This is a genomic window from Reyranella humidisoli (assembly GCF_019039055.1).
Taxonomy (GTDB): Bacteria; Pseudomonadota; Alphaproteobacteria; order Reyranellales; family Reyranellaceae; genus Reyranella; species Reyranella humidisoli.
Genome location: NZ_JAHOPB010000001.1, coordinates 766,088 through 791,998 on the forward strand (window position 1 = coordinate 766,088; position 25,911 = coordinate 791,998).

Here is a 25,911-nt window from a genome sequence, read left to right on the forward strand (position 1 = left end):
ACATGGTTCTTGATTACGTCGTCTTCGGCGGCCCGCAGGACTCCCGCAGCACGAGGTCGACCGGAAGCAACGCCCGCGACTGTCCCTCGCCCGAAGCGCCTTTCAGCCGTTGCAGCAACAGCTCGGCAGCCGCGCGACCGACATCTTCCAGGCTCCAGCGCAGGGCCGTGATCGCCGGCGTGTGCACGGCGGCGAGATCGGTGTCGCCCACCGCGATTACCGACAGGTCTGCCGGGATGGAAAGCCGGAGGTCGCGGGCGGCGCGCAGCGCACCGGCCAGAATGCGGGTGCCGAGCGCGATGATCGCCGTCGGGCGCCGCTCGCGTTGCAGCAGCGCGAGCGCATCGCCCTGGGCGAAATCCATGGACGATTCCTGGAGGCAGATCTCGGCGCCCGCCGGGTCGATGTCGGCCTCGGCGAAGGCCGCGTGGAAGCCCGCGATGCGCTCGCGTCCCGGCCGCATGCGGGCGCCCGGCGTCAGCAGGGCGATGCGGCGATGACCGAGACCGATCAGGTAGCGGGTCGCCGTCCGAGCACCCTCGCGATGATCGACCAGCACCGCAGGCCACGGCGAACCCTCGTCTTGAGGCACGTCGCGATCGAGGATGACGACTGGCGCGCCGCCGGCGGCGAGTTCGCACCATGCCCGGTCGTTCTCGTCGCTGCCCGGCGCGACCAGGATCCCGTCGAGGCGACGGCTGCGAAAGGCGGCGACCATCGCCCGTTCGCGCGCGGGATCGTTCACGGTGTTGGCGACGACCATCAGCAGGCCGGCGTCGCGCAGCCGCGCCTCGGCCGCCTGCACGATGCTGGCGTAGAGCGGATTGGCGACGTCGGAGACGAGACAGCCGACCATGCCGGTGGTGCGCGTGCGCAGGCTGCGCGCCAGGAAATCCGGCTGGTAGCCGAGCTTCTCCGCCGCCGCGGCCACGTCGCGCGCCACCCGGGCACTGACGTTCTTGCCGCCGTTCAGCGCGCGCGACACCGATCCGACCGACACCCCGGCGGTCCGCGCAACGTCGCGAATCGTGGCCTTGGAAACGATTTCTGCCATACGAAGTCGCATAATTGACATCGAGGCCAACGCTTGCAAGGTTAAATTGGAAACGTTTCCATATTCGGGAGTTTGCGGAGCATGGCGGCGAGCGTCCAGGAACATGCGGGTGCGATCGAGACCGGCATCGACGACTGCGATGTCGTGGTGGTGGGCGCCGGCTTCGGCGGGCTCTATGCGTTGCACAAGCTGCGGGAGATCGGCCTGTCGGTGCGCGGCCTCGAGGCGGCGCCGGACGTGGGCGGCACCTGGTACTGGAACCGCTATCCGGGCGCGCGCTGCGACGTGCCCAGCCTCTTCTATTCCTACAGCTGGTCGCCGGAGCTGCGCCGCGAATGGCGCTGGACCAACCGGTACGCAGGCCAGGACGAGATCCTGCGCTACGCCCAGTTTGCCGCCGACCGCCTCGACCTGCGCAAGCTGATCCAGTTCGACACCCGGGTCGCCGGCGCGACGTTCGACGAGACGTCCGAGCGCTGGATCGTCGAGACCGATCGCGGTAGCCGCCTGCGCGCCCGCTTCGTCATCATGGCGACCGGCGCCCTGTCGGTGCCCAACACGCCCGACATTCCCGGCGTCGCCGACTTCAAGGGCGAGATCTTCCATACCGCGAGCTGGCCGCAGGAGCCCGTCAGCTTCGAGGGCAAGCGCGTCGGCATCATCGGCACGGGATCGTCCGGCATCCAGGCGATCCCGATGATCGCCCGGGCCGCCCGGCAGCTCGTGGTTTTCCAGCGTACGCCCAACTTCTCGGTGCCGGCGCGCAATCGCCCGCTGACCGACGAGGACCACAGGAGCTTCGACGACGGGCTGGAAGCCTATCTCGCGAGCCTCGAGCAATCCGACTTCGGGCGCGTGCCGCCGACCGCGTTCACCGCCGACGTGCCGCCGCGCGACGTCCAGTGGAAGCACTATGAGAAGCTCTGGCAGGACGGCGGCAGCGGCGGCTTCCTGAAGGCCTTCCCCAACATCCTGGTCCATCCGGACGTCAACGAGGTCGCCGCCGACTTCGTGCGCCAGAAGATCCGCGAGACGGTGAAGGATCCGAAGACCGCGGCGGCCCTCTCGCCCGAAGGCTATCCGTTCGGCGTGAAGCGCCTGTGCGTCGATACCGACTACTTCGACACCTACAACCGCCCCAACGTCGAACTCGTGAACCTGCGCGACGAGCCGATCGAGAAGATCACGGCCGATTCCGTCGAGACGGCATCGCGGCATTTCGAGCTCGATGCGCTGGTCTTCGCGACCGGCTTCGATGCCGTGACCGGCGCCCTGCTCGCGGTCGATATCAGGGGACGGGGCGGCGTCACGCTGAAGGACGCGTGGTCGGAAGGACCCCGGACCTATCTCGGTCTCACCGTCGCGGGCTTCCCGAACATGTTCACGATCACCGGACCGGGCAGCCCGTCGGTCATCGGCAACGTCATCACCAACTGCGAGTATCACGTCGACTGGATCGCGGAGTGCCTGACCCACATGCGACGGCGCAACCTCGGCACGATAGAGCCCGATCGCGATGCGCAGACGGCCTGGGGCACGCATGTCGCCGAGGTCGCCGACCGCACGCTCTTTCCCAAGGCCAATTCCTGGTACCTGGGCGTCAACATTCCGGGCAAGCCACGCGTGTTCATGCCGTATATCGGCGAGGGCTATCGCACGACCTGCAAGGAGATCGTGGCCGACGGCTACAGGGGCTTTACGTTCGGGGCCTCGCCCGGACGCGAGCGGGCGGTGGGCAAATGAGCCGCCTGTTCGGCCCGGTCCGCCAGAACGGCTATGTCGTGCGCGACATCGAGGCCGCGATGGCGCACTGGATCGACGTGCTCAAGGTCGGCCCGTGGTTCTACATCGATCGCGTGAAGACCGACTGGTTCCGCCATCGCGGACAGGACTCGCCCCTCGAACTCAGCGTCGCGCTCGCCAATGCCGGCGACCTGCAGATCGAACTGATCCAGCAGCGCAACGACGCGCCGTCGATGTACAAGGAGTTCCTCGATTCCGGCCGCGAGGGTCTGCAGCACCTGGCCTTCTGGTCGACCGATTACCAGGCCCTGTACGACCGGGCACTCAGCCTCGGTTACACGATGGGCCATGAAGGCCAGATCGGCGGCGAACGCGGCCGCTTCGCCTACTTCGACACGGGGGCACCATCTGGCGCTTTTGCCGGCACCGTCGTGGAGATCTCCGACATCAGCGGGAGCAAGGGCCGCTTCTTCGACCATGTGCGGAAATGCGCGCTCGGTTGGGACGGTACCGATCCGATCCGTCCTGTGCGCTAGTATTGCCTCCCCATTCAAATCGGGAGGTGCCCCGTAGGGGCGGAGGGGTCATAAAATTCCAGTGATCGTTCTTCCTTCGGCGCTCTCGGACATTGCCCAAAGCAATGTCCTGCCGCTCCTGGGGCTGAGCTCCGCTCAGCCCACCGTTACCAGCCAGAAACTTGATCGCATTCCTTGTAAGGCCATTTTGGGGGCAACAAGGAGAACACCATGATCGAGCTCAGACCCTTCGAGAAATTGGGCAAGTCGGACCACGGCTGGCTCAAGGCCAACTTCCACTTCAGCTTCGCGGACTACCGCAATCAGGACCGTGTCCACTGGGGCGCGCTGCGCGTCTGGAACAACGACCGGATCGCGCCGCAGTCGGGCTTCCCGCCGCACCCTCACCGCGACATGGAAATCGTGACCTATGTCATCAAGGGCGCGATCACGCACAAGGACCATCTCGGCAACGAGGGCCGGACCGAAGCGGGCCAGATCCAGGTGATGAGCGCGGGCAGCGGCATCCAGCACGCCGAGTACAACATGGAGCAGGCCGAGACCGAGCTGTTCCAGATCTGGATCCTGCCCAACAAGCAGGGCGTGCCGGCGCGCTGGGAGACGGTGCAGTTCCCCGCCGACGCGCGCGACGGTAGGCTGGTGCCGCTGGCTTCGGGGCGCGGCGACGACGGGGCGATCCCGCTCTATGCCGACGGCTCGCTGATGGCCGGTACGGTGAAGGCGGGCCAGTCGACCCGGCAGACGCTGAACGGCAAGCCCGCCTATCTCGTGCCCGCCAAGGGCCGCATCGAGGTCCGCGGCAGCGACGGCACGGTCGTGACGGCCAATGCCCGCGACGGCGTGGCGGTCGTCGACCAGGACGAGATCGAGATCGTGGCACTCGAGGATGCGGAGATTGTGCTGGTCGAAACGGACCGGCTGAACTGAGCCCTTCTGTCCCTCCGCTCTCTCCCGCTAGGATGCTCCGGCATCTGTGCGGAGAGAGCGTGAAGGAAGTCGAGTATTTCTACGCGGCGCATTCCGCGTTCGCCTATCTCGGTTCGGCGCGATTCAGGGCGATTGTCGCGGCGGCCGGCCGACGGATCGCGCACCGACCAGTGGACCTGCGTCGCGTCGTGGCTGAAGCCGGTGCCGTACCTTTCGGCCGTCGCACCAGGGCACACGCGGCATATTACTTCGGCCGCGAAATCGAGCGCTGGAGCGAGGAGCGCGGCGCGCCGTGGCTGGGCCGGATACCCACCCATCACGCCAACGACATCACGCTGCCCAACTGCATGCTGATCGCGGGGCTGGTGCGCGGCATCGAGATCGATGATCTGGCTCATGCGATGCTGGAAGCGCATTGGCGAGACGACGCCGATCTGGCCGACCGGGACACCCTGGCTGCGATCGGACGAGGAGCGGGCGTCGATCCACTGCCGTTGCTCGATCTTGCCCTCTCGCCGGAGGTGAAGACGATCTACCAGGCCAATACGGACGAAGCGATCCGCCGCTCGGTATTCGGTTCCCCGACATACTTCGTCGATGGCGACATGTTCTATGGCCAGGATCGCCTCGACATGGTCGAACGGGCGCTACGAAAGCCCTATGCGGGAGTCTGGCCGCCGGCATAGGCCCCGCCCCGAGATCCAAGATCAATTGACGATAGAGACCGGGCGGGCTTTGATCCCGCCCGGTTTTCGTTTGGGAGAGACGCATGGCCTACAAGGGCTTCGATCTGACGGGCAAGGTGGCGCTGGTGACCGGCGGCAATGGCGGCATCGGCCTCGGCATGGCCGACGCGATGGCACAGGCCGGCGCGGGCGTCTGCATCTGGGGGACGCGCAAGGAGAAGAACGACGCCGCCGTCGAGCAGCTCAGGAAGCATGGCGGCAAGGTCCACGCCCAGATCGTCGACGTCGGCGACGAGAAGCAGGTGGCGGACGCCTTCGCCGAGACGGTGAAGGTGATGGGCCATGTCGACAACTGCGTCGCCAATGCCGGCGTCTCGGGCCGCGGCAAGGGCTCGATCCTCGAGATGGACTACGCCGAATGGCGCCGCGTCCTGCAGATCAACCTCGACGGCGTTTTCTTCACGTTTCGTGCAGCCGCCAAGCACATGGTCGAGCGCGGCCAGGGCGGCTCGCTGGTGGCGATGGCCAGCACCGCGGCCATCGAAGGTGCGGCCCGCTCCAGCCACTACGGCGCCAGCAAGGGCGGTGTCACCGCGATGGTGCGGGCGCTGGCCGTCGAGCTGGCGCGCTACAAGATCACGGTGAACTCGATCCTGCCGGGCTGGATCGAGACCGAGATGACGGCCAATGCGGTCGCCAACCCGAAGTTCGCGGGCAACGTCCTGCCGCGCATCCCGGCCCGCCGCTGGGGCAGCGGCGCCGACTTCGGCCCGATCGCGGTCTACCTGGCGAGCAGCGCCTCCGGCTACACGACGGGACGCGACTTCGTCATCGATGGCGGCTATACGTTGTTCTAGCCCGTCGCCACTACAGCATCAGTCTTTGGGGAAATACTCATGATGAATCGGTTTGCAACCGGCCTCGCCGTCCTCCTCGCCTTCGGCGCCCTGCCCGCCTTCGCGCAGCAGCAGCCCAAGCCGACGGCCGCCGCGGCGACCCCGAAGGCCGACGAGGACCGCTATGTCGGCTACTACTACCCGAAGCCGACGGCGATCGAGACCTACACCTCGCCGATGCAGACGATCGCCGGCGCCGAGCGCGCCCAGCGCGTGCAGTTCGCCACGGTCGTGTCGCAGGGCACCATCCAGTCGGCCTACCGCGTCCCCTACGCGGTCTTCGTGAAGGGCGAGAAGGCCGACAAGATGATCATCGTCGGCCTGCAGCCCGGCGAAATGAGCACGATCTTCCGTGCGCGCGCGATCCTCGCGAACATGACGACCATGTCGCGCCTGTCGCCGTTCTTCCAGGAGCGCACGATCGCCGAGGACGCGAACTTCTTCGACCTGCTGAAGCTGCTCGGCTTCCACCAGATCACGATCAGCGACGGCGACAAGTTCACTCATCAGGTGAATATTAAGTAAGCGCCTTCAGAGGCGCTGGCGGGCGGCAGCGCTTGTAATCAAGCGCGAGAGCCCGCACGGCCGGGTTGGCGCACCTCCATCTTTTCTGCACCGCACGGCGCCCGCGCTTCGGTCGCTGCGCTCCCTGCAGCGCTACACGCCGCCAGGCGCTCCGCCAGCGGAGCGCCTCATATGGCATTCATCCCGCCGTCGATGACCAGCTCCGCGCCGGTCATGAAGCGGGACTCATCGGAAATCAGGTAGAGCACGCCGTAGGCAATGTCCTCCGGCGTGCCGAAATGACCGACCGGCACGCGCTGGCGCGTGCGCTCGCGCGCCTTCTCGCTGGGGAGGATGCTCTCGCCCATCGGCGTCATGATGATGCCGGGATGGACCGAGTTGCAGCGCACCTTGTAGCCCTTGCGCGCGCAATCCATCGCCACCGTCTTGGTGAACTGCCGCACCGCGCCCTTGCTGGCGCCGTAGGCCGAGAGGTCGGGCGTGCCGAGGAAAGCCGCCAGCGAGGAGAGGTTCACGATCGAGCCGCCGCCCGAGGACCTGAGCGCGGGAACGCCATACTTGCAGCCGAGGAACACGCCCTCGACGTTGATCGACAGGATGCGGCGCCACTGGTCGAGGCTCTCGCCCTCGAAGGTCGAGGGGAATGGCCCGGCGATGCCGGCATTGTTCACGAGCCCGTTCAGCCGGCCCTCGCGCGCCATTATGTCGTCGATGATGCGCTTCCAGTCGGCTTCCTTGGACGTGTCCTGCTCCTCGAAGCGGGCTTGGCCCCCTATCTGCTGCACCGTCTCCAGGCCGCCCGCACGGTTCACGTCGGTCACGATCACCGTCGCGCCCTCCGCCGCCAGCAGCTGCGCGGATGCCCGGCCGATGCCCGACCCCGCGCCCGTCACCAGCACGACCTTGTCTGCCACGCGGCCCATGCGATCCTCCCTTGAACATTCTTGTCGCAAGGCTAGAAGCGGCGCAGGCTTGCCACAAGCAAGGAGGAACGGATGACCCGCACGCTGGAATTCTACTTCGACTATGGCAGCCCCTACAGCTATCTCGCCGACACGCAGGTCGAGGGGATCGCGCGGCGCGCGGGCGCAACGCTGGTGCGCAAGCCGATGCTGCTGGGCGGCGTGTTCAAGGCGACGGGCAACCATTCGCCGGCCGAGCTGCCGCAGAAATCCAAATGGAGCGGCTTCGACATGCCGCTGTGGGCGCGCCACTACGGCGTGCCGTTCCAGCGCAATCCCTTCTTTCCGGTGAATACGCTGGCGCTGATGCGCGGCGCCGCGGCGGCGCAGATCGACGGTACGTTCGAGCGCTATCATCCCGCGGTCTACAAGGCGATGTGGGTCGACGGCCGCAACCTGAACGACATGAAGGAGATCGCCGCCGTGCTGTCGTCGGCCGGCCTCGATCCGGCGAAGGTCGGCGCCCGCATCCAGGATCAGGACGTGAAGGATCGGCTCAAGGCCACTACCGAGGAAGCCGTCGCACGCGGCGTGTTCGGCGCGCCGACCTGCTTCGTGGACAACATGATGTTCTTCGGCAACGATCGCCTCCCCTTCGTCGAAATGGCCCTCAAGGGAGAGCTCAAGTGAAAAGAATCGGCGCCCTCCTCGCGGGCGGCATCCTGCTCGCCGCCACGCCGTCCTTCGCGCAGACCGTCGGCACCTGCCCGCGCGGCGGCGGCAGCAGCCAGCCGCAGCCGGTCCGCATCCTGTTCGACCTCAACAGTTCGCATCTCAGGCAGGCCGAGAAGCCGGCGATTGCGCAGGCGGTGAAGATCGCAAAGGATCGCCAGGTCTCGGCCGTCTGCCTGATCGGCCATACCGACAAGCTTGGCGACAAGGCCTACAATCTGAAGCTCGCCCGTGCGCGCGCCCAGACAGTGGCTGCCGAGATGATCCGCGACGGCTATCCCGCGAAGAACATCACCATCGTGGCCGATCCCGAGGCCTTCGGGAACATGAGCTTCGGCAGCGACAACGCCTCGGACATCGACCGCAAGGTGACGATCTTCTACGCGCGGTAGAGCACCGTCTCTCAAGCTTTCCTCCCCATTCAAATGGGGAGGTGGCGGCGTCATACGCCGACGGAGGGGTCATCCCCTTCCTCATCGCCGAGCGATGCCCCCTCCGTCGCGCTCTGAGCGCGACACCTCCCCACTTGAATGGGGAGGAAAAGAGCCGTGAAGGCTCGGTCTTGCTAGGCTCCCGAACCCATCTCGATCGCGACCTTGCCGACGACCTTGCGGTCGATCAGGACCTGAAAGGCTTCGGCCGCCTGCTCCATCGGGAAGCGGTGCGAGACGTTCGGGCGCATGACGCCCAGCGACGCGAGCCGCGGCAGTTCCTCGACATAGTCGCGGCCGAGCTCGGGCGAAAGGCGCAGGATGGTCTCGCCGGCGCGCACGCCCAGGACCGAGAGGCCCTTGATCAGGATGTGGCTGGACATGAGCCTGCTCGGCCCGCCCGAGGTGAAGCCGACGACCAGCAGGCGCGCGCCGTAGGCGGCGGCCCGCACCGACTTCTCCAGCACCTCGCCGCCCACCGGATCGTAGATCACGTTGCAGCCCTTGCCGTTCGTCATCTCCTTCACCGCGGAGACGAAGTCGCCGGTACGATAGTTCACGACCTCGTCGGCGCCGTTGGCCCGCACGACGGCCAGCCGCGCATCGTCGCTGCCCGTCGCGATCACGCGCGCACCGATGTGCTTGCCGAGCTGAACGGCCGCGAGACCGACACCGCCCGAGGCACCGTGCACCAGCAAGGTCTCGCCCTTCTTCAGTGCGGCGCGATGGACCAGCGAGTGATAGGCGGTCTGCGCGGCGACCCGGAAGCCGGCGCCCTCGGCAAAGGACCAGTCGGCCGGCAGGCGCATGAGGTGGCCGCTCGCCTTCACCTTCACGTACTCGGCAAAGGCGCCGGGGCGCACGCCGAAGATCACGCGGTCGCCCGCTTTCCAGCCCTCGACGCCGGCACCGATGGCGTGGATCGTCCCCGCGCCTTCCATGCCGGGCACGAAGGGCAGTTCGGGCTTGTGCTGGTAGCCGCCGGCCACCATCAGAACGTCGGGAAAATTGACCGAACCGGCGCCGACCCTGAGAACGATCTCGCCCGGTCCCGCTTCGGGGATCGGGCGTTCCTCGATATGGAGAACGGAAGGGTCGCCGAGGCGATCGCAAACCAAGGCTCTCATGAGGGGCGCGCGCATTACGGAAGCGCCCACCCGGCTAGTCGAGCTCGAAGGCGTTCTTGTAGTCGAGCTTCAGCGACGGATCCTGGTCTTCCTTGCGCAGCAGGCAGTTGCCGACCACGAGGACCTCGATCTCGCTGCCCATGAAGCAGCGCCATGCATCCTCAGGCGTGCAGACGATCGGCTCGCCGCGCACGTTGAACGAGGTGTTCACGATCACCGAGCTGCCGGTCTTCGCCTTGAAGGCCGAGATCAGGTCGTAGAACGGCTTGTTGGTCTCTTCGTGGACCGTCTGGATGCGGCCCGAATAGTCGACGTGCGTAACCGCGGGAATGTCGGAGCGCGGCACGTTCAGCTTCTCGATGCCGAACAGCGCGTCTTCCTCGGCGGTCATCTTGCGACGGCGTTCCTCGACAACCGGCGCGACCATCAGCATGTAGGGGCTGTCGGTGTGGAAATCGAAATACTTGTCGACGTCCTCGCGCAGCACCGCCGGCGCGAAGGGGCGGAACGACTCGCGGTACTTCACCTTGAGGTTCAGCGTCTTCTGCATCGACGGCGAACGCGCGTCGCCAAGGATCGAGCGGGCGCCCAGCGAACGCGGACCGAACTCCATGCGGCCCTGCATCCAGCCGACCGCCTTGTCGTCGGCCAGCGCCTGCGCGGTCTGGTCGATCATCTCGTCGCGGCTGAGGCGCGAGAACCTGGCGCCGACGGCGGTGAGCCGCTCGGCGATCTCGTCGTCGGTGAAATCCGGGCCGAGATAGGAGCCGGCCATGCCGTCCATGTGGCCGTTGAGCTTGCGCGGCTGGCCGAGGAAGCCGTGATAGGCGGCATAGGCCGCGCCGACCGCGCCGCCGGCATCGCCGGCCGCCGGCTGCACCCAGATGCCGTCGAAGATGTTCTCGCGCAGCAGCTTGCCGTTGGCGACGCAGTTCAGCGCCACGCCGCCGGCAAGGCAGATGTTCTTGACGCCGGTTTCCTTCTTCACCGACCGGCCGAGGCGGATCACGATCTCCTCGGTGACGGCCTGGATCGACGCCGCGAGGTCCATGTGATGCTGCGTCAGCTGTTCCTCGGCCTTGCGACGCTCGCCGCCGAACAGATCGCCGAACTTGTCGTTCGTCATCCGCAGGCCGGTGCAATAGTCGAAGTAGCTCTGGTCGAGGCGGAAAGTGCCGTCTTCCTTGAGGTCGACGATCTTGTCGAGGATCAGGTTCTTGAACTTGGGCTCGCCGTAGGGCGCGAGACCCATGACCTTGTATTCGCCCGAGTTGACCTTGAAGCCGGTGTAGTAGGTAAACGCCGAGTAGAGCAGGCCGATCGAGTGCGGGAAGTGGATCTCACGCAGCATCTCGAGCTTGTTGCCGCTTCCCATGGCCAGCGACGTCGTTGCCCATTCGCCGACGCCGTCCATGCAGAGGACTGCCGCCTCTTCATAGGGCGACGGGAAGAAGGCCGAGGCCGCGTGGCTCTGGTGGTGCTCGCCGAACAGCAGGCGCTTCTGCCAGTCGAAGTCGGGCTCCCACTTCTTCATCTCGTCGCGCAGCAGCATCTTCTGGAAGAGCTTCTCCTTCAGCCACAACGGCATGGCCATGCGGAAGGAGTTGAAGCCCCGCGGCGCGTAGGCGAGGTAGGTCTCAAGCAGGCGCTCGAACTTCAGGAACGGCTTGTCGTAGAAGGCGACGTAGTCGACGTCCTGAAGCTTGATGCCGGCGCGGTCCAGACAGAACTGGACCGCATTCTGCGGGAAGCCCGCATCGTGCTTCTTGCGGGTAAAGCGCTCTTCCTGCGCGGCACTGACGAGATGACCGTCCTCGATGAGCGCAGCCGCGCTGTCGTGATAGAAGGCCGAGACGCCGAGCACCCGCATGGAAGAGTCCTTAACCGCCTAGAACAGCGTGTAGATGAAGGGCGCAATGGCCGAACCCTTGGTGAGAACGATCAGGCCGCCGAAGATCACCATCATGACCAGGATCGGCAGCAGCCAGAACTTCTTGCGCTCGCGCATGAAAGCCCAGAGTTCGACAAGTATGGAGCCCATTGCTCTGTCCTTTCGCGATCAGAATTGGTTGCGCATGGATTGCGGCGGCGGCCCCGGAGGCGCGCGCTCGATCCAGTAGGTCTTGGCGTTGCGGTCGAGCTTCAGCCGCAGGAAATCCTTGCCGAAGGCACGCATCACCAGACCGATCGGCATGATGGTCACGAAGAACAGCAGTCCGAGGATCAGCGGGTTCATCACCTTGTAGAGGAGAAGGCCGAACTTCAGCCACAGCCGGTTCAGCGGGCCGAGCGCCCTGGGATAGACCAGCGCCACCACGAGGAAGGCCGCCGCGACCGGAAGCATCCACTTCCAGGCGGCGCCCTTCTCCATCCCGTGGTTCCACAGGTTGATCGCCGTCAGGATTCCGAAGAAACCCGCGAAAACGAACCCGAAACCGCGATCGGTGCCCGCCTTGACGTGCTCCTCACGCGAAAAGTCTTCATGAAGCTGGCTGGTCGCCATTTACCGAGGTTTCGTCAATTGATTGGGGCTCTTAACTCTCTGATCCCAAACGCCAAGTCAATCGGCGACCAGCAGGGAAAGGCTATTCCGCCGCAACCGAAGCGAACCGATGCGACAGGAGGGCCTGGAGCGTCATCCGCCAGACGGCGGCCGCCCGCTCGAAGCTGAGGTTGTCCCGGCGACGCAGCACGATCCACGCATCGAGGGAGAGGGCCGCACCGATCGCGTCCGCCAGTTCCTCGCGGGCCGGCTCGCTCAGGCCGGCAAACTCGGGCGCGAACGTCTCGAAGGTCGAGTTCCGGAGCTCCTGCTTGAAGGCCTGGCCGCGCTCGATCAGGGCCGGGTGGCCGACGAACTGGCCGGCGGCGACGCGCAGCGGGACGATCCCGTCGAACACTTCGGCAAGGTTCTGGACCACCGAGGCGATGCGGTCCGACAGCGGGCGGGTGTTGGCCGTCGGCGGCGGAACCACGATGTCCTGCCGGATGGCATCCATGACAGTTACAAAAAGTGACTCAACGTCGCCGAAATGCTGGAAGACCGAGCGAACCGATACATCGGCGCGGCGCGCGACGGCGACCACGGTGGGGGCCGTGCTGGTTTCGGCGATCATGAGCTTGGCGGCTTCGATGATCTTCCGACGGGTCTCGGCAGCCCGCCGATTGCGCCCGTCAGGACGAGCCGTCTGGTTCGTGTCCGTCGTTGCCGCCACTACCGCCACTGCGTTGCCGCGCGGCATCACCGCTGCTTCGCTCATGTGTAAATTCCTAATCCGGAGTTCAGGTCGATGGTCAACGAGCAACCAGTCGCCTATGGAGGGCGTGAGATAGGGGCCGACTGCGGCAGCAACAAGGTAAAGACCGTCGCACCACCATGAATACGAGCCATGCAAAAACCCCGCTCGCGGTCCTCTGGGACTTCGGCGGCGTGATCCTTTCCAGCCCCTTCGAGGCCTTCAACCGCTACGAAGCGGAGGCCGGTCTTCCCAAAGATTTCCTGCGCGGCCTCAATGCGCGCAATCCCGATACGAACGCGTGGGCGAAAATGGAACGAAGCGAGGTTTCCCTCGACGGCTTCGTCACGCTCTTCGAGGAGGAGGCCCGGCTCCAGGGGCACCGGGTCGAGGGCCTGAAGATTTTGCAGGCACTGAGCGGCGACATTCGGCCGCAGATGGTCGAAGCGCTCCGCCGCTGCAAGGCGGCGTTCCGGGTGGCCTGCATCACCAACAACGTGAAATCGGGCGAAGGGCCCGGCATGGCGCGCAGCCCCGAGAAGGCAAAAGCCGTGTCCGAGGTCCTGTCTCTTTTCGAGCATGTCGTCGAATCGAGCAAAATCGGCCTGCGCAAACCCGATCCCAAGATCTACCAGCATGCGTGCGACCTGCTCGGCGTCCCGCCGGACCGCTGCATCTATCTCGACGATCTCGGCATCAACCTGAAGCCGGCGCGCGCGATGGGGATGCGCACCATCAAGGTCGGCGATCCCGACGTCGCGATCGACGAACTGCAGGCGATGGTGGGCATCCCGCTCAGAGGCTGATGCCGTGAAGCGTACCGCCTCTCCGATCACGGCGAAGTATCTGCAGAACGCCGCCGTGTTCTATCTCGAGCGGTACGCCAGTTCGGCAGAGGGATTGCGGCGCGTCCTGCGCCGCCGGGTCTCCAAGGCCCGGATGCTCGAGGCCCCGGTGATGGAGAATGTCGAAGAAGCAATCGAGGCCGTCGTGCAGAAGTTCGTGACGGCCGGTCTTCTCGACGACAAGGCCTTCGCCCAGACCAAGGCCCGGTCGCTGCACCGTCGCGGCATGTCGGGCCGCCTCACCCGCCAGCGGCTGCAGGTCGCGGGCGTGGGTCGTGAGGATGTCGACCAGGCCATGACTGCGCTCGACGACGAACTCGGCACCGATCCCGCGAAGCGCGAGCTTCAGGCCGCCTTGGCCTTCGCCCGCCGGCGGCGCCTCGGTCCCTTTCGCCTGAAGGACCGCGACGACAACAAGGCGCGCGACCTCGCCTCGATGGCCCGCGCGGGCTTTGCCTATGCGCTGGCCCGCAAGGTGATCGAGGCCGCCGACCCCGATGCTCTGGACGAAGGCTGAAGGGCTCGCCATGGTTCGGCCAACGAGGAAACCATGACCGTCACGATCTGGCACAATCCGCGCTGCAGCAAGTCGCGGCAGACACTCGACCTGCTGAAGAGCAACGGTGTCGAGCCCACGGTGCGCGAGTATCTGAAGGAGCCGCCGAGCAAGGCCGAGATCGAGAAGCTCGTCTCGCAGGTCGGCGGCGATCCGCGCGAGCTGATCCGCGACGGCGAGGCCGAGTTCAAGGCGCTGAAGCTCAGGAAAGCGGACCTCGCCAAGGCCGACATCGTCGACGCCATCGCCGCACACCCCGTCCTGCTGCAGCGCCCGATCGTCGTGAAGGGCAGTCGCGCGGCGATCGGCCGGCCGCCCGAGGCGGTCCTGACTCTGCTGAAATGACGCCATGACCGGACGGCTTCGCCTCTGGTCGGGCTACGTCCTTTTCTTCTACGTCGTCACCCATCTCCTCAATCACGCGCTCGGGCTGATCTCGCTGCGGGTCCTCGAAGCAGGCCGTCACTGGTTCGCGTCCGTCTGGGGCAACCCCGTCGGGCTGACGGTGCTCTATGGCGCGATGCTCGTTCACTTCCTGCTTGCGCTGTGGTCGCTCTACCGGCGGCGCGCGCTGAAGCTGTCGCGCTGGGAATGGGCCCAATGGATCCTCGGTGCCTCGATCATCCCGCTGGGCGTGATCCACGTGGTCGGCACGCGGCTCGCCGAAACGTTCTACGACGTCCAGTCGGGCTATCCCTGGGTGCTGGGCTCGCTGGTCGCCGGCGGCTGGCCGGGCATCGTGCGGCAGTTCTCCCTGCCGCTGGTCGTGTGGATGCATGGCTGCATCGGCCTGCACTTCGCGCTGCGCCTGAAGCCCTGGTATCGCGGCTGGCTGCCACTGCTCTACGGTCTCGCGCTGCTGATCCCCGCCGCCAGCCTTGCGGGCGCGGCTGTCGCGCTGCGCGATGTCGCCGAGCTGGCGCAGCGCCCCGGCTTTCTCGAGATGCTGTTCCAGCAGGCGCGTGTTCCGGGCCCCGCCCAGATCGCCAATCTCTATTCGATCGCGTCCGGATTGGAGTACACGGCCCTTGCGCTGCTTGTCGGCGCGATCGCCGCGCGGCCCTTGCGCGACCTCTGGGAACGGCGGGCCGGCGTCGTGCGCCTCGATTACGACGAGCGTCGCAGCGTGACGCAGCCCGCCGGCCTCACGGTCCTCGAGATCAGTCGAATTGCCGGCATTCCCCATGCCTCGGTCTGCGGCGGGCGCGGTCGCTGCTCGACCTGCCGCGTGCGCATCACCGGAGACGACCGCCACAGGCTGCCGCCGGCCTCGCCGGAGGAGGCGAAGGTACTGGCGCGAATCGGCGCTCCCGCGAATGTCCGTCTCGCCTGCCAGCTACACCCACCGCCGGGCCACTATCGCGTGACCCCGCTGTTGCCGGCCGCTGCCGGACCCGTCGAGGCCTATCGCCGGCAGCCGCAGGCCCATGGCGGTGAGCGCTACATCGCGGTGCTGTTCGCCGACATACGGGGCTTCACGACGATCTCCGAAGGCAAGCTGCCCTACGACGTCGTGTTCCTGCTCAACCGCTACTTCCGCGCCACAGGTCAGGCGGTCGAAGCCGCCGGCGGGCGGCTCGACAAGTTCATCGGCGACGGCGTCATGGCGATCTTCGGCCTCAACCAGGATCCCCAGACTGCCTGTCGTCAGGCGCTCGATGCGGCACGGCGCATGGCGCTGGCGCTCGACGATCTCAACGAGGCGATGTCGGGCGATCTCGACGTGCCGCTTCGCATCGGCATCGGCATCCATGCCGGCCCCGCCATCGTGGGCGAAATGGGCTATGCGCGCGCCGCCCAGATCACGGCGATCGGCGACACGGTGAATACGGCAAGCCGGCTGGAATCGATGACCAAGGAATTCGCCGTCGAGCTGGTCGTCTCGCAGGAGCTGCTCGACCGTGCCGGCATCGATCTCGGCGACGCGCCCCGGCACGAGGTCGAAATCCGCGGCCGCCAGAGCCGGCTCGCCGTCCGGGCCGTCGCCAAGGCCGGCGATCTCACGGCAATGTCATAATATTTTCGTTGTCCGGCGGACGGTCCGGGCGACAATCCAGCAATCTTCAGGAGGTATTCCCATGCGCGCCCTTTTTGTTGCTGCAGCGATGACCGTGACGGCCCTTGGCTTGTCCTCGCCCGTCCTGGCCGCGGGCGGCGGCGGCTCCATGGAAACGCCGGCCAAGCCGGTCGATGCCAATTTCACGCGCGCCAAGGCGATGATCGAGGCACGCGACTACAGGGGCGCGCTGCCATTGCTGCAGCAGGTCGTGACGAAGGACCCGAAGAACGCCGACGCCTACAACCTGATGGGCTTCGCCACCCGCCAGTCCGGCGATGCCAACGGCTCGCTGCAATACTACCAGCAGGCGCTCGCCATCGATTCCCGCCACATCGGCGCCTACGAATATCTCGGCCAGGCGTACCTGATGCTGGGCCGGTTGCCGGAAGCCGAGCAGCAGCTCGCCCGCCTCGACTCGCTCTGCACCTTCGGATGCGCCGAATATCGCCAGCTCAAGGCCGCCGTCGCCGACTACAAGGCCGGCAAGCGCCCGACCAACTAGACGGACTCTCCTGAGCGAAATTCGGGGCGGCAGAAGCCTCAACGGGCTTTTGCGCCAGCGGCTCCGCCCGCTATGCTGCGGCAAATAAACGCCCGTTCACGCCGCCGCATCGGAGGGCTCCCGCCATGAGCACCATCACCCCAGTTCCGCTCGTTTTCGGCGACTACGCCCTTGAGGACCGCTACCGCCTCGGCAAGGGTCGCGTCTACATGACCGGCATCCAGGCGCTGGTCCGCCTGCCGATGATGCAGCGCCAGCGCGACCTCGCGGCCGGGCTCAACACCGGCGGTTTCATCTCCGGCTATCGCGGCTCGCCGCTCGGCATGTACGACAACGCGCTGTGGGGCGCGAAGAAGTACCTGAAAGAGAACAACATCCACTTCCAGCCCGGCCTCAATGAGGATCTCGCGGCGACGGCCGTCTGGGGCAGCCAGCAGACCAACCTGTTTCCCGGCGCCAAGGTCGATGGCGTCTTCTCGATCTGGTACGGCAAGGGGCCGGGCGTCGACCGCTCGATGGACGTGCTGAAGCACGGCAATGCCGCCGGCACCTCGCCGCATGGCGGCGTGATCGCGCTCGCGGGCGACGACCACGGATGCCAGTCATCGACCCTGCCGCACCAGAGCGAGCAGGTCTTCGCCGCGGCGATGATCCCGGTCGTCAATCCGGCGACCGTCCAGGAATATCTCGACTTCGGCATGCTGGGCTTCGCGCTGTCGCGCTACTCCGGCTGCTGGGTCGGCTTCAAGGCGATCTCCGAGACGGTCGAGAGCGGCGCCTCGGTGTGGGTCGATCCCGAGCGCATCCAGATCGTGATGCCGACCGACTTCCAGCTGCCGCCGGGCGGGCTCGGCATCCGCAATCCCGATCCGCCGCTGGAGGCCGAGCGTCGCCTGCACGGGCCGAAGATGGCGGCCGTGAACGCGTTCGTGCGCGCCAACGGCTTCGACCGCACCGTGATCGAGCCGACCGAGACCGGCACAAAGGCCCGCATCGGCATCATGACGACCGGCAAGGCCTATCTCGACACGCGCCAGGCGCTGGAAGATCTCGGCATCGACGACGCGCGCGCGCGCGCGCTCGGCATCCGGCTCTACAAGGTGGGCGTCACCTGGCCGCTCGAATCCGAAGGCGCGCGGCGCTTCGCCGAAGGGCTGCAGGAAGTGATCGTCGTCGAGGAGAAGCGCTCCAACCTCGAAGACCAGCTGTTGCGGATCCTCTACCACCTTCCGGCCGACCGCCGCCCGACGGTGATCGGCAAGGCCGACGAGACCGGCCGCATCATCCTGCCCAGCGAGGGCGAGCTGACGCCGACCGGCGTCGCCATGGTGATCGCCTCGCGCCTGATGAAGCACCAGGGCGAATCGCCCGAGCTGCGCCAGCGCCTCGCGCGTCTCGAAGCGAAAGAAAAACTCCTGTCGGCGCCGCCGCCCAAGGTCGCGCGCACGCCGTTCTTCTGCTCGGGCTGCCCGCACAACACCTCGACCAAGGTGCCGGAGGGCAGCCGCGCCATGGCCGGCATCGGCTGCCATGGCATGGCGATCTGGATGCCGGAGCGGCGCACGTCGCTGATCAGCCACATGGGCGGCGAGGGCGTGGGCTGGGTCGGGCAGGCGCCGTTCCATTCCGACAACCACATCTTCCAGAACCTGGGCGACGGCACCTATTACCATTCCGGCCTGATGGCGATCCGCCAGTCGGCCGCCGCCGGCGTCAACATCACCTACAAGATCCTGTTCAACGACGCGGTCGCCATGACCGGCGGCCAGCCGCACGACGGCCCGCTGACGGTTCCCGAGATCACCCGGCAGGTCGAGGCCGAGGGTGCCAAGAAGGTGATCGTCGTCACCGACGAGCCGGACAAATATCCGATGAACGCCGGCTTCGCTCATGGCGTCACGATCCGTCATCGCGACGAGCTCGACGCCGTGCAGCGCGAGCTGCGCGAGATCCCGGGCCTCACCGTGCTGGTCTACGATCAGACCTGCGCCGCCGAGAAGCGCCGCCGCCGCAAGCGCGGCACTTTCCCCGATCCAGATCGCCGCGTGTTCATCAACGACGCGGTCTGCGAGGGCTGCGGCGACTGCTCGGAAAAGAGCAACTGCGTGTCGGTGAAGCCGCTCGAGACCGAGCTCGGCCGCAAGCGGCAGATCGACCAGAGCAATTGCAACAAGGACTTCTCCTGCGTGAACGGCTTCTGCCCGAGCTTCGTGTCGGTGCGCGGCGGCGTTCCGGCCAAGGCCCGGCGCCCGAAGCTGGCGCTGGTTGCCGAGGATCCATTCGCGTCGCTGCCGATGCCGACACTGCGGCCGCTCGACGAAGCCTACGGCATCCTGGTGACCGGCATCGGCGGCACCGGCGTCATCACCGTCGGCGCGCTGATCGGCATGGCCGCGCATCTTGAAGGCAAGGGCTGCACCGTCCTCGACTTCACGGGCCTCGCCCAGAAGAACGGCGCGGTGATGAGCCACGTGCGACTCGCGCCCAAGCCTGAAGACCTCCACGCCGTGCGCATCGCCGCCGGCGGCGCCAACCTGGTGCTGGGCTGCGACATGGTCGTGGCCGCCTCACCGGCCGCGCTGTCGCGCATCGAGCAGGGCATCACCAAGGCGGTGATCAACGGTCACGTCCAGCCGGTCGCGGCGTTCGTGATGAACGGCGACATGGATCTTGGCGCGGAATCCATGATGAAGGCGATCCGCGAAGCTGCCGGCGACGAGGCCACTTCGTTCATCGACGGCACCGGCCTCGCCACGGCGATCCTGGGCGATTCGATCGCCACCAACCTCTTCATGCTGGGCCATGCCTGGCAGAAGGGCCTGGTGCCGCTGTCGTTCGAGGCGCTGATGCGCGCCATCGAGCTGAACGGCGTCGCCGTCGAGAGCAGCAAGCGGACCTTCAACTGGGGCCGCCTCGCCGCGCACAACATCGCCGCCGTGCAGGCGGCCGCCAAGCCCGCGCTGCGCATTGAGAAGCCGGTTGCGCGCACGCTGGCCGAGATCGTGTCGAAGCGCGTCGAGCTGCTGACCGCCTACCAGGACAAGGCCTATGCCGAGCGCTATCGCGCGCTGGTCGACCGCGTCGCCCAGGTCGAGAAGGACAAGGCGCCCGGTCGCCGCGGCCTGGCCGAAGCGGTCGCCAAGTCGCTCTACAAGCTGATGGCCTACAAGGACGAATACGAAGTCGCCCGCCTCTACAGCGACGGCGAGTTCCACAAGAAGCTGAGCCAGCAGTTCGACGGCGACTACAAGATCACCTTCCATCTCGCACCGCCGCTGTTCGCCGACCGCGATCCGGTGACGGGCGAACTGAAGAAGAGCGAATTCGGCTCGTGGATGATGCCGGCCTTCCGCATCCTCGCGTCGCTGAAGCGCCTGCGCGGCGGCACGTTCGACATCTTCGGCTACAGCGAGGAGCGTCGCATGGAGCGTCGCCTGATCGGCGAGCACGAAGCCACGGTCGCAACGCTGCTGGCGACGCTCAGCCAGGACAATCACGCGCTCGCGGTGCAGATCGCTTCCGTGCCGGAAACGATGCGCGGCTTCGGCCACGTGAAGGAGAAGAACGTGAAGGCGGCGAAGGAGCGCGAGGCATCCCTGCTGGCCGCCTACAGGAGCCCCGCAACCCAGTCGATCGCCGCGGAGTAGATTCCGGCGAGGATGGGACGCCCGTGTTCCCTATTGGGGTTGGGGAAGGAACGCGGACGTCCCGGGTACGCGCGTCGTCCGCGAAGGGAGGCAGGCGGGCGACGTACCTGCCGCTATAGGCCGGTTGCCCTGGGGAAGTGAACTACAATCCAGGCGCGAGGACGCACACCTGATTCACCGCAATGCATACGGGTGTTCGCGGCCGAAAGGTCAAGCTCGTCCGGACTGAGGCGAAAAGGATGCGAGGTCGAACTTGGCGCCCGGGCCGCCGCGGCCCAGCCTGTCGAGTGCGCGCTGCCACTTGGCGGCCAGGTCGATGTCGAACACGAGCGCCGCATCGCCGTCCACCACCAGCCAGGCATTGTCCTGCATTTCGCGGTCGAGCTGGCCGGGCGCCCAGCCGGAATGGCCGAGGGCGAGCCAGGCATTCTTCGGCCCGCTGCCGCCGGCCATGTCCTTGAGGATCTCGAGGGAGGCCGTGAGCGCCATGCCGCCGTCGATCAGAAGGGTTTCGTCGCGCTTGTAGTCGGCGGAATGCAGCACGAGCCCGCGCGACGTCTCGACCGGTCCGCCGAACAGGACCGGCCAGTCGGCCACGGTCTTCGGCACGGCGATTCCGAGCTGCTTGTAGACCTGTCCCAGCGGCAGGTCGTCGACCTTGTTGTTCACGATGATGCCGAGCGCGCCGTCGTCGTCGTGCTTGCAGATGAAAACGACACTCTTCTGGAAGCGCTCGTCGGGCATCGACGGCGCGGCTACCAGGAAGCGGCCAACCAGTGTGGCGGCGGGGGAGCTAGACCCGGGCATGGTGAATCATCTCCTGAATCCATGGGGATTGTCCGGTCAAAACACAAGCCCCGACCTGGAACTCGCGCGGGCCGGACACGCCTCGCATGGACAAAAACCCCACCCCGGCCTAGGGTCCGCCGGTCTGAAAAGCCGCGGTTGGGCGGCGTATATTAAGGAGCTAATAATGGCGAAAGTCGGAGACAAGGTCCCCAGCGCCACGCTGCGCACCATGGGCCCTGAAGGCCCCAAGGCCGTGACCACCGAAGAGCTTTTCGCACCCGGCAAGAAGGTCGTCGCCTTCGCGCTGCCCGGCGCGTTTACCCCCACTTGTTCAGCAAAGCACGTGCCCGGGTTCGTGGCCGAAGCAGCTGCTCTGAAGGCGAAGGGTGTCGACACCATCGCCTGTATTTCCGTGAACGACGCGTTCGTGATGGGCGCATGGGGCAAGGACCAGAAGGCCGGCGACTCGGTGATGATGCTGGGCGATGGCAATGCCGAGTTCACGCAGGCGATGGGTCTGACGATGGACGGTTCCAAGTTTGGCCTCGGCACGCGCAGCCAGCGCTATGCCATGGTCGTCGAGGACGGCGTCATCAAGCACCTGTTCGTCGAGAAGCCCGGCGCCTTCGAGGTCTCCGCAGCCGACTACGTGCTGAAGAACCTCTAGCGCCGCACCGCTCGCGCGGCCAAGATCGACGGCGGAGCTCAGGCTCCGCCGTTTTCTTTTGAGGGTCCCATGAACCCGGCCGAACCCCAGCTCTTCAACGGCCTGTTCCAGGTCAACGGCGCCACGCGCCTCTACGGCACGATCGGCGATCCCATCCGCCAGCTCCGCATGACCGGCGTGATGCCCCAGGTCTTCGCCGCCACCGGCGCCAACGCGGTGTGGCTGCCGTTCGAGGGCGGCGCGGACCTGCTGCCGCTGATGCTCGATGCGCTGACCAAGATGCGCAATCTCGGCGGCTTCACCGTCACCATCCCGCACAAGACCGCGATCATCGACCTGCTGGGCCGCGCCACGCCGCGCGCCCGCGCGGCCGGCAGCGTCAACCTCGTGCGCCGCGATCCCGACGGCGTGCTGGCCGGCGACAATGTCGACGGTGTGGGCTTCGTGCGAGGGCTCGAGGCGCAGGGCCATCGCGTGAAAGGAGCCAGCGTCTGGCTGGTCGGCCTGGGCGGCGCCGGCGGCGGCATCGCGGCCGCGCTCTGCGAGGCCGGCGTCGGTCGCCTGCTCGTCACCGAGATCGACGACGCCCGCGCGAGCACGGCGATCGACAGGCTGCTCGCCCACTATCCCAACGTGCCGGTCGCCGAAGTGCAGACCCCACCCAAGGGTATCCACATCGCGATCAATGCGACGCCGCTCGGCCTGCGCCCCGACGATCCGCAGTCGTTCGATCCGGTGACGCTCGACGCCGATGTTGTCGTGGCCGATGTCATCATGAGCCCGGTCGAGACGCCCCTGCTCCAGCGCGCCCGCACGCACGCACGCCGCATCCATCACGGCCGGCACATGCTCGACCATCAGGTCCCGCTCTACCTCGACTGGTTCGGCATCGACGCCAAGGGCGTCGACATCATCCGGCTGGTCCGCTCGATCGGATGAGTCTCTCCGCAGGAAGTCAAAATGCCTTCCTTCCCATTCGAATGGGGAGGTGTCGGCGCAATCGCCGATGGAGCGGTCATAGTGGTCCGTCGCTCTTCGGCGCTCCCGGACATCGCTTCGCGTGGCGGCTTGTAATCAAGCCGCGGCCTGACGCTATCAGGCCGAGCTGCGCTCGGCCTACAAGGTGACGCCGCCGTTCACATGCACCGTCTGGCCGGTGATGTAGCTGGCGGCCGGCGAGCAGAGGAAGGCGATCAGCGCCGCCACTTCCGCGGGCTTGCCGTAGCGGCCCATCGGGATCGACTGGTTCACCTTCTCCATGCCGGTGCGCGGCACGGCGGCGTGCGCGTCGGGATCCTTCTCGATGAAGCCGGGCGCGACGCAGTTCACCGTCGCCCCAGAGCCCGCAATGTCCACCGCAAAGGCCTTGGCGAAGGCTTCGACGCCGGCCTTGGCCGCAGCCGAGGCCGGGAAGGTCATGAGGCCACGCGCGAAGGCATGTGCCACGAAGGACGAGACGCCGACCAGGCGGCCGGCGGCGCCCGCCTTGAGCAGCCACGGCTTGGCGGCCGTCGCCAGTTCGAAGAAGGCCGCCGTCATGGCGTTCTGGCTGGCATCCCACGTCGCGCGGTCGAGTTCGCCGACCTGGGTTCGGTTGGCGAAGCCCGCGTTGCTGACGATCACGTCGAGATGGCCGAACTTCTTCACCGTCTCGTCGACCAGGCGCGCCGCCGTACCGGTTTCGGCCAGGTCGCCTTCGAGCAGAAGCGTCTGGGCACCCGCGCCGGTCGCGAAGCCCGAGACCCGCTCGAGCCCCGCGCGATTGCGGCGCGCATGCAGGGCGAGCCCGGTGTCGGGCGCGGCCAGTGCGCGGGCGGTTGCGGCGCCGATGCCCGACGAGGCACCGGTGATGAGGATGACGCGGGACGGAGAAGCCATGCGACAGGAGTAGAATTCCGCGCCGCTAGCGGCAAGTCTCCCGCACGACGGGCGCCAGGAGCGCCGCGAGGCGACGCGCGCCGGCGGCGGAGAAATGTCCTTCGTCGACGAAGTCGGCTGCTCCGAAGGCATCGGCGGGCAGCGCCACATAGGTGTCGCCCAGCGCCTTCGCCGTCCGTTCGAGCAGGGCGTTCGATTGCTGCAGTAACGGCCAGAGATCGCGATCGCGAACACGGGGCAGCCAGCCGTACAGGCCATCGCCCTTCAGCCGATCGCGGTTGACGACCTGTCCGACCCAGAGGGTCGGCGTGCCACGCGTGCGGTTGATGGCAGAGATCGCGCGGATGTTGCGCTCGAAGATCGCCGCCTGCGCGGGATCCGACCCGCCGGCGGGCTGCAGCGCGTAGGGATCCTTGGCGTAGCGCACCGTGTCGACCTCGGCCGAGACGAGGCGCGCCAGTACCGTGAGCAGCGGTGAGATCGTGACGTTGGAGCCACCCACCCGGCGCACCTTCAGCGAATCGACCTGGCTCGGCAGGTGGAAGTCGGCATAGGCCGGATCGAGGTTGGGAATGTGCGCGTTGCGCAGGTCGTTCCAGCCCACGAAGTAGATCGCGCACCGCGGCGCCTTGCCGAACTTCTCCGGATAGAAGGCGGTCTGCAGCACATGCTCCGCCGTCGTATAGCCCGGCACACCGTGATTGACGACGAGCAACCGGTCGTCGCGCAACGCCTCGTCCAGCCGCTCGGGCCAGGTATCCCCCTCGCCGTTGCCGATATCGTAGGTCGCCGAACCGCCGAAGGTCGCCACGACGCCGCTCCCCGCCAGCCGCGCGGGATCGGGATCGCGACCGCGCGTGCCCTGCGATGAGTGACGGATGGCAAGGCCGGTCGCGCTCTTGAAGGAGAGCCCCGGAACGGGCGCTGCCTGCAAAACGGGATGCCACTCGAAACGCGGAGGTTCGTGGCTGACCGAGGGCAGCAGCGAGGGCGATCCCGGGGGCGATAATGCCCATGAGCCGAGTCCCCAGGCGAACTCGACACAGGCCAGCACGAGCAGCGTTCCCGAAAGGCGCGGCCAGCGGGCCACGAGTATTCCGGCCACCAGCAGGGCGACGAGATAGAGGAAGTAGTCGGTGCGCGGACCAGCAGCCTTCAATTCGTCGATCCGGACCAGCCAGAAGGCGGCGCCGGCCACGACGAGAAGGCCCAGGAGGCCAAGGGAACGGAGGAACTTCGACACGCTGGCCAAGTCTAGGCCAGGCCAGGGCGTTTGGGCAGGCTCGCCGCCTGTGCCAGAAAGGCGGCATGTCTCTGTGGCAACGCCTGCTTGGTGCGACACTGTCCGGCCGCCGCCGGCATGTCTTCTTCGATTACAGTTACCAGGCCCGCGAGCGGGACTGGAGCATGTCGCCCGGCGTCAACACCCTGACACGCAAGGCGTACGAGCAGGCGGACGAGTACAAGGCGCTGCTCGCCCGCTTTGCGGGCCATCGCGCCTGGCTCGAGAAGATTCCGGTCCGCGCCGGCGCGAACGATCCGGCGCCGCGCTGGATCAACGGCTCCTTTCCGGCCCTCGACGCCGTGTCACTCTACGGGCTGCTCGCCCTGCACAATCCCTCGACCTACGTCGAGGTGGGATCGGGCAGCTCGACCAGGTTCGCCCGCCGCGCGATCCAGGATCACGGCCTGCGCACCCGGATCGTCTCGATCGATCCGCAGCCACGCCGCGAGATCGACGCAATCTGCGACGAGGTGATCCGCCGCCCCTGCGAGGATGTCGACATGAGGTTCTTCGCCGACCTACCCGGCGACACGCTCCTCTTCGTCGACAATTCGCACCGCTCTTTCCAGAATTCCGACGTCACCGTCTTCTTCATGGAGATCCTGCCGGTGCTACGGCCCGGCACGATCTGGGGCCTGCACGACATCTTCTTCCCGCTAGACTATCCGCAGGCCTGGCGTGGCCGCTTCTTCAACGAGCAGTATCTACTGATGAGCTACCTGATGGGCGGCGGCGGCGCCGACCGGATCCTGCTGCCCAATGGGCTGATCTTCACCAGTCCGGCGCTTCGGCCTTCGGCGCTGGCGATCTTCGAGGGCCCCCGATTCGACGGCATCGAGAAGCATGGCGGCTGCTTCTGGATGCAACGCACGTGAGGCACTCCGGCGC

Annotated in this window: 27 protein-coding genes; 17 read left to right on the forward strand and 10 right to left on the reverse strand. The window is 66.7% G+C overall.

Features of this window, described 5'->3' with window-relative positions:
* Positions 1-13 precede the first annotated feature (13 nt).
* A complete protein-coding gene (locus tag KQ910_RS03755) occupies positions 14-1,054 on the reverse strand; it encodes a LacI family DNA-binding transcriptional regulator (protein WP_216957140.1) in 1,041 nt (346 codons plus the stop codon).
* Between the two features lie 81 nt (positions 1,055-1,135).
* On the opposite strand from KQ910_RS03755, the gene KQ910_RS03760 reads away from it, so the two are divergent.
* The 6 genes from KQ910_RS03760 to KQ910_RS03785 all read left to right on the forward strand — a co-directional run bounded on the left by KQ910_RS03760 (position 1,136) and on the right by KQ910_RS03785 (position 6,367).
* Positions 1,136-2,797 (forward strand): flavin-containing monooxygenase, encoded by a 1,662-nt coding sequence (locus KQ910_RS03760; protein WP_216957141.1) that lies wholly within the window; start codon positions 1,136-1,138, stop codon positions 2,795-2,797.
* A complete protein-coding gene (locus KQ910_RS03765) occupies positions 2,794-3,333 on the forward strand; it encodes a VOC family protein (RefSeq protein ID WP_216957142.1) in 540 nt (179 codons plus the stop codon). The genes KQ910_RS03760 and KQ910_RS03765 overlap by 4 nt, the downstream gene beginning before the upstream one ends.
* A 210-nt stretch (positions 3,334-3,543) precedes the next feature.
* On the forward strand, positions 3,544-4,260 hold the full coding sequence (locus tag KQ910_RS03770; protein ID WP_216957143.1) for a pirin family protein: 717 nt from the start codon (positions 3,544-3,546) through the stop codon (positions 4,258-4,260).
* A 59-nt stretch (positions 4,261-4,319) separates the two neighbouring features.
* A complete protein-coding gene (locus tag KQ910_RS03775) occupies positions 4,320-4,946 on the forward strand; it encodes a 2-hydroxychromene-2-carboxylate isomerase (RefSeq protein ID WP_216957144.1) in 627 nt (208 codons plus the stop codon).
* A gap of 83 nt (positions 4,947-5,029) precedes the next feature.
* Positions 5,030-5,803, forward strand: a complete 774-nt coding sequence (locus tag KQ910_RS03780; protein ID WP_216957145.1) for an SDR family NAD(P)-dependent oxidoreductase — start codon at positions 5,030-5,032, stop codon at positions 5,801-5,803.
* 39 nt (positions 5,804-5,842) lie between these two features.
* Positions 5,843-6,367 (forward strand): hypothetical protein, encoded by a 525-nt coding sequence (locus KQ910_RS03785; RefSeq protein ID WP_216957146.1) that lies wholly within the window; start codon positions 5,843-5,845, stop codon positions 6,365-6,367.
* Positions 6,368-6,534: 167 nt separating this feature from the next.
* Here KQ910_RS03785 and KQ910_RS03790 read toward each other — a convergent pair whose 3' ends face one another.
* Complete coding sequence (locus KQ910_RS03790; protein ID WP_216957147.1) at positions 6,535-7,290, reverse strand: glucose 1-dehydrogenase; 756 nt, start codon at positions 7,288-7,290, stop codon at positions 6,535-6,537.
* A 72-nt stretch (positions 7,291-7,362) separates the two neighbouring features.
* On the opposite strand from KQ910_RS03790, the gene KQ910_RS03795 reads away from it, so the two are divergent.
* Both KQ910_RS03795 and KQ910_RS03800 read left to right on the forward strand, forming a co-directional pair.
* A complete protein-coding gene (locus tag KQ910_RS03795) occupies positions 7,363-7,959 on the forward strand; it encodes a 2-hydroxychromene-2-carboxylate isomerase (protein WP_216957148.1) in 597 nt (198 codons plus the stop codon).
* The gene (locus KQ910_RS03800; protein WP_216957149.1) at positions 7,956-8,393 is read left to right on the forward strand and encodes an OmpA family protein; all 438 of its coding nucleotides are present in this window, start codon (positions 7,956-7,958) and stop codon (positions 8,391-8,393) included. The genes KQ910_RS03795 and KQ910_RS03800 overlap by 4 nt, the downstream gene beginning before the upstream one ends.
* A 173-nt stretch (positions 8,394-8,566) precedes the next feature.
* Here KQ910_RS03800 and KQ910_RS03805 read toward each other — a convergent pair whose 3' ends face one another.
* The 5 genes from KQ910_RS03805 to KQ910_RS03825 all read right to left on the reverse strand — a co-directional run bounded on the left by KQ910_RS03805 (position 8,567) and on the right by KQ910_RS03825 (position 12,819).
* Positions 8,567-9,559: an NADPH:quinone oxidoreductase family protein gene (locus KQ910_RS03805; protein ID WP_216957150.1), complete on the reverse strand. Its 993-nt coding sequence runs from the start codon at positions 9,557-9,559 to the stop codon at positions 8,567-8,569.
* A gap of 34 nt (positions 9,560-9,593) precedes the next feature.
* Positions 9,594-11,429, reverse strand: coding sequence for a carbamoyltransferase family protein (locus KQ910_RS03810; protein ID WP_216957151.1), 1,836 nt, complete (start codon positions 11,427-11,429; stop codon positions 9,594-9,596).
* Between the two features lie 18 nt (positions 11,430-11,447).
* On the reverse strand, positions 11,448-11,600 hold the full coding sequence (locus tag KQ910_RS03815; RefSeq protein WP_216957152.1) for a DUF5989 family protein: 153 nt from the start codon (positions 11,598-11,600) through the stop codon (positions 11,448-11,450).
* A gap of 18 nt (positions 11,601-11,618) precedes the next feature.
* Positions 11,619-12,062 carry an SxtJ family membrane protein gene (locus KQ910_RS03820; RefSeq protein WP_216957153.1) on the reverse strand — a complete coding sequence of 148 codons (444 nt, stop codon included), beginning with the start codon at positions 12,060-12,062 and terminating at the stop codon, positions 11,619-11,621.
* 82 nt (positions 12,063-12,144) lie between these two features.
* A complete protein-coding gene (locus KQ910_RS03825; protein ID WP_216957154.1) occupies positions 12,145-12,819 on the reverse strand; it encodes a TetR/AcrR family transcriptional regulator in 675 nt (224 codons plus the stop codon).
* A gap of 116 nt (positions 12,820-12,935) precedes the next feature.
* On the opposite strand from KQ910_RS03825, the gene KQ910_RS03830 reads away from it, so the two are divergent.
* From KQ910_RS03830 to KQ910_RS03855, 6 genes are all read left to right on the forward strand, one after another.
* Positions 12,936-13,601 carry an HAD-IA family hydrolase gene (locus KQ910_RS03830; protein WP_216957155.1) on the forward strand — a complete coding sequence of 222 codons (666 nt, stop codon included), beginning with the start codon at positions 12,936-12,938 and terminating at the stop codon, positions 13,599-13,601.
* A gap of 4 nt (positions 13,602-13,605) precedes the next feature.
* Positions 13,606-14,157, forward strand: coding sequence for a regulatory protein RecX (locus KQ910_RS03835; RefSeq protein WP_216957156.1), 552 nt, complete (start codon positions 13,606-13,608; stop codon positions 14,155-14,157).
* Between the two features lie 33 nt (positions 14,158-14,190).
* On the forward strand, positions 14,191-14,541 hold the full coding sequence (gene arsC, locus KQ910_RS03840) for an arsenate reductase (glutaredoxin) (RefSeq protein WP_216957157.1): 351 nt from the start codon (positions 14,191-14,193) through the stop codon (positions 14,539-14,541).
* Positions 14,542-14,545: 4 nt separating this feature from the next.
* On the forward strand, positions 14,546-16,213 hold the full coding sequence (locus tag KQ910_RS03845) for an adenylate/guanylate cyclase domain-containing protein (protein WP_216957158.1): 1,668 nt from the start codon (positions 14,546-14,548) through the stop codon (positions 16,211-16,213).
* 61 nt (positions 16,214-16,274) lie between these two features.
* Positions 16,275-16,757, forward strand: a complete 483-nt coding sequence (locus KQ910_RS03850; protein WP_216957159.1) for a tetratricopeptide repeat protein — start codon at positions 16,275-16,277, stop codon at positions 16,755-16,757.
* A 125-nt stretch (positions 16,758-16,882) separates the two neighbouring features.
* Positions 16,883-20,404, forward strand: a complete 3,522-nt coding sequence (locus KQ910_RS03855) for an indolepyruvate ferredoxin oxidoreductase family protein (protein ID WP_216957160.1) — start codon at positions 16,883-16,885, stop codon at positions 20,402-20,404.
* Positions 20,405-20,614: 210 nt separating this feature from the next.
* Here the strand turns inward: KQ910_RS03855 and KQ910_RS03860 are convergent, their stop codons facing one another.
* On the reverse strand, positions 20,615-21,211 hold the full coding sequence (locus tag KQ910_RS03860) for a YqgE/AlgH family protein (RefSeq protein WP_216957161.1): 597 nt from the start codon (positions 21,209-21,211) through the stop codon (positions 20,615-20,617).
* Between the two features lie 166 nt (positions 21,212-21,377).
* Here KQ910_RS03860 and KQ910_RS03865 point away from each other — a divergent pair, with 166 nt between their 5' ends.
* Both KQ910_RS03865 and KQ910_RS03870 read left to right on the forward strand, forming a co-directional pair.
* On the forward strand, positions 21,378-21,860 hold the full coding sequence (locus KQ910_RS03865) for a peroxiredoxin (RefSeq protein ID WP_068196771.1): 483 nt from the start codon (positions 21,378-21,380) through the stop codon (positions 21,858-21,860).
* A 69-nt stretch (positions 21,861-21,929) separates the two neighbouring features.
* On the forward strand, positions 21,930-22,799 hold the full coding sequence (locus tag KQ910_RS03870; RefSeq protein WP_216957162.1) for a shikimate dehydrogenase family protein: 870 nt from the start codon (positions 21,930-21,932) through the stop codon (positions 22,797-22,799).
* 177 nt (positions 22,800-22,976) lie between these two features.
* Here KQ910_RS03870 and KQ910_RS03875 read toward each other — a convergent pair whose 3' ends face one another.
* Together KQ910_RS03875 and KQ910_RS03880 are read right to left on the reverse strand one after the other, a co-directional pair.
* Positions 22,977-23,738 (reverse strand): SDR family NAD(P)-dependent oxidoreductase, encoded by a 762-nt coding sequence (locus KQ910_RS03875; RefSeq protein ID WP_216957163.1) that lies wholly within the window; start codon positions 23,736-23,738, stop codon positions 22,977-22,979.
* A 25-nt stretch (positions 23,739-23,763) separates the two neighbouring features.
* Positions 23,764-24,981, reverse strand: coding sequence for an SGNH/GDSL hydrolase family protein (locus KQ910_RS03880; RefSeq protein WP_216957164.1), 1,218 nt, complete (start codon positions 24,979-24,981; stop codon positions 23,764-23,766).
* A 65-nt stretch (positions 24,982-25,046) separates the two neighbouring features.
* On the opposite strand from KQ910_RS03880, the gene KQ910_RS03885 reads away from it, so the two are divergent.
* A complete protein-coding gene (locus KQ910_RS03885) occupies positions 25,047-25,898 on the forward strand; it encodes a class I SAM-dependent methyltransferase (RefSeq protein ID WP_229600316.1) in 852 nt (283 codons plus the stop codon).
* Positions 25,899-25,911: the final 13 nt, after the last annotated feature.

What these genes read in the sequence shown, in the direction of transcription:
- arsC (WP_216957157.1), top strand. Translation starts at nt 14,191, where the DNA reads ATGACCGTCACGATCTGGCACAATCCGCGCTGCAGCAAGTCGCGGCAG.
- KQ910_RS03785 (WP_216957146.1), top strand. Translation starts at nt 5,843, where the DNA reads ATGATGAATCGGTTTGCAACCGGCCTCGCCGTCCTCCTCGCCTTCGGC.
- KQ910_RS03860 (WP_216957161.1), bottom strand. Translation starts at nt 21,211, where the DNA reads ATGCCCGGGTCTAGCTCCCCCGCCGCCACACTGGTTGGCCGCTTCCTG.
- KQ910_RS03795 (WP_216957148.1), top strand. Translation starts at nt 7,363, where the DNA reads ATGACCCGCACGCTGGAATTCTACTTCGACTATGGCAGCCCCTACAGC.
- KQ910_RS03825 (WP_216957154.1), bottom strand. Translation starts at nt 12,819, where the DNA reads ATGAGCGAAGCAGCGGTGATGCCGCGCGGCAACGCAGTGGCGGTAGTG.
- KQ910_RS03805 (WP_216957150.1), bottom strand. Translation starts at nt 9,559, where the DNA reads ATGAGAGCCTTGGTTTGCGATCGCCTCGGCGACCCTTCCGTTCTCCAT.
- KQ910_RS03845 (WP_216957158.1), top strand. Translation starts at nt 14,546, where the DNA reads ATGACCGGACGGCTTCGCCTCTGGTCGGGCTACGTCCTTTTCTTCTAC.
- KQ910_RS03875 (WP_216957163.1), bottom strand. Translation starts at nt 23,738, where the DNA reads ATGGCTTCTCCGTCCCGCGTCATCCTCATCACCGGTGCCTCGTCGGGC.
- KQ910_RS03870 (WP_216957162.1), top strand. Translation starts at nt 21,930, where the DNA reads ATGAACCCGGCCGAACCCCAGCTCTTCAACGGCCTGTTCCAGGTCAAC.
- KQ910_RS03790 (WP_216957147.1), bottom strand. Translation starts at nt 7,290, where the DNA reads ATGGGCCGCGTGGCAGACAAGGTCGTGCTGGTGACGGGCGCGGGGTCG.
- KQ910_RS03780 (WP_216957145.1), top strand. Translation starts at nt 5,030, where the DNA reads ATGGCCTACAAGGGCTTCGATCTGACGGGCAAGGTGGCGCTGGTGACC.
- KQ910_RS03855 (WP_216957160.1), top strand. Translation starts at nt 16,883, where the DNA reads ATGAGCACCATCACCCCAGTTCCGCTCGTTTTCGGCGACTACGCCCTT.
- KQ910_RS03810 (WP_216957151.1), bottom strand. Translation starts at nt 11,429, where the DNA reads ATGCGGGTGCTCGGCGTCTCGGCCTTCTATCACGACAGCGCGGCTGCG.
- KQ910_RS03850 (WP_216957159.1), top strand. Translation starts at nt 16,275, where the DNA reads ATGCGCGCCCTTTTTGTTGCTGCAGCGATGACCGTGACGGCCCTTGGC.
- KQ910_RS03830 (WP_216957155.1), top strand. Translation starts at nt 12,936, where the DNA reads ATGAATACGAGCCATGCAAAAACCCCGCTCGCGGTCCTCTGGGACTTC.
- KQ910_RS03755 (WP_216957140.1), bottom strand. Translation starts at nt 1,054, where the DNA reads ATGGCAGAAATCGTTTCCAAGGCCACGATTCGCGACGTTGCGCGGACC.
- KQ910_RS03820 (WP_216957153.1), bottom strand. Translation starts at nt 12,062, where the DNA reads ATGGCGACCAGCCAGCTTCATGAAGACTTTTCGCGTGAGGAGCACGTC.
- KQ910_RS03885 (WP_229600316.1), top strand. Translation starts at nt 25,047, where the DNA reads ATGTCTCTGTGGCAACGCCTGCTTGGTGCGACACTGTCCGGCCGCCGC.
- KQ910_RS03770 (WP_216957143.1), top strand. Translation starts at nt 3,544, where the DNA reads ATGATCGAGCTCAGACCCTTCGAGAAATTGGGCAAGTCGGACCACGGC.
- KQ910_RS03815 (WP_216957152.1), bottom strand. Translation starts at nt 11,600, where the DNA reads ATGGGCTCCATACTTGTCGAACTCTGGGCTTTCATGCGCGAGCGCAAG.
- KQ910_RS03865 (WP_068196771.1), top strand. Translation starts at nt 21,378, where the DNA reads ATGGCGAAAGTCGGAGACAAGGTCCCCAGCGCCACGCTGCGCACCATG.
- KQ910_RS03760 (WP_216957141.1), top strand. Translation starts at nt 1,136, where the DNA reads ATGGCGGCGAGCGTCCAGGAACATGCGGGTGCGATCGAGACCGGCATC.
- KQ910_RS03765 (WP_216957142.1), top strand. Translation starts at nt 2,794, where the DNA reads ATGAGCCGCCTGTTCGGCCCGGTCCGCCAGAACGGCTATGTCGTGCGC.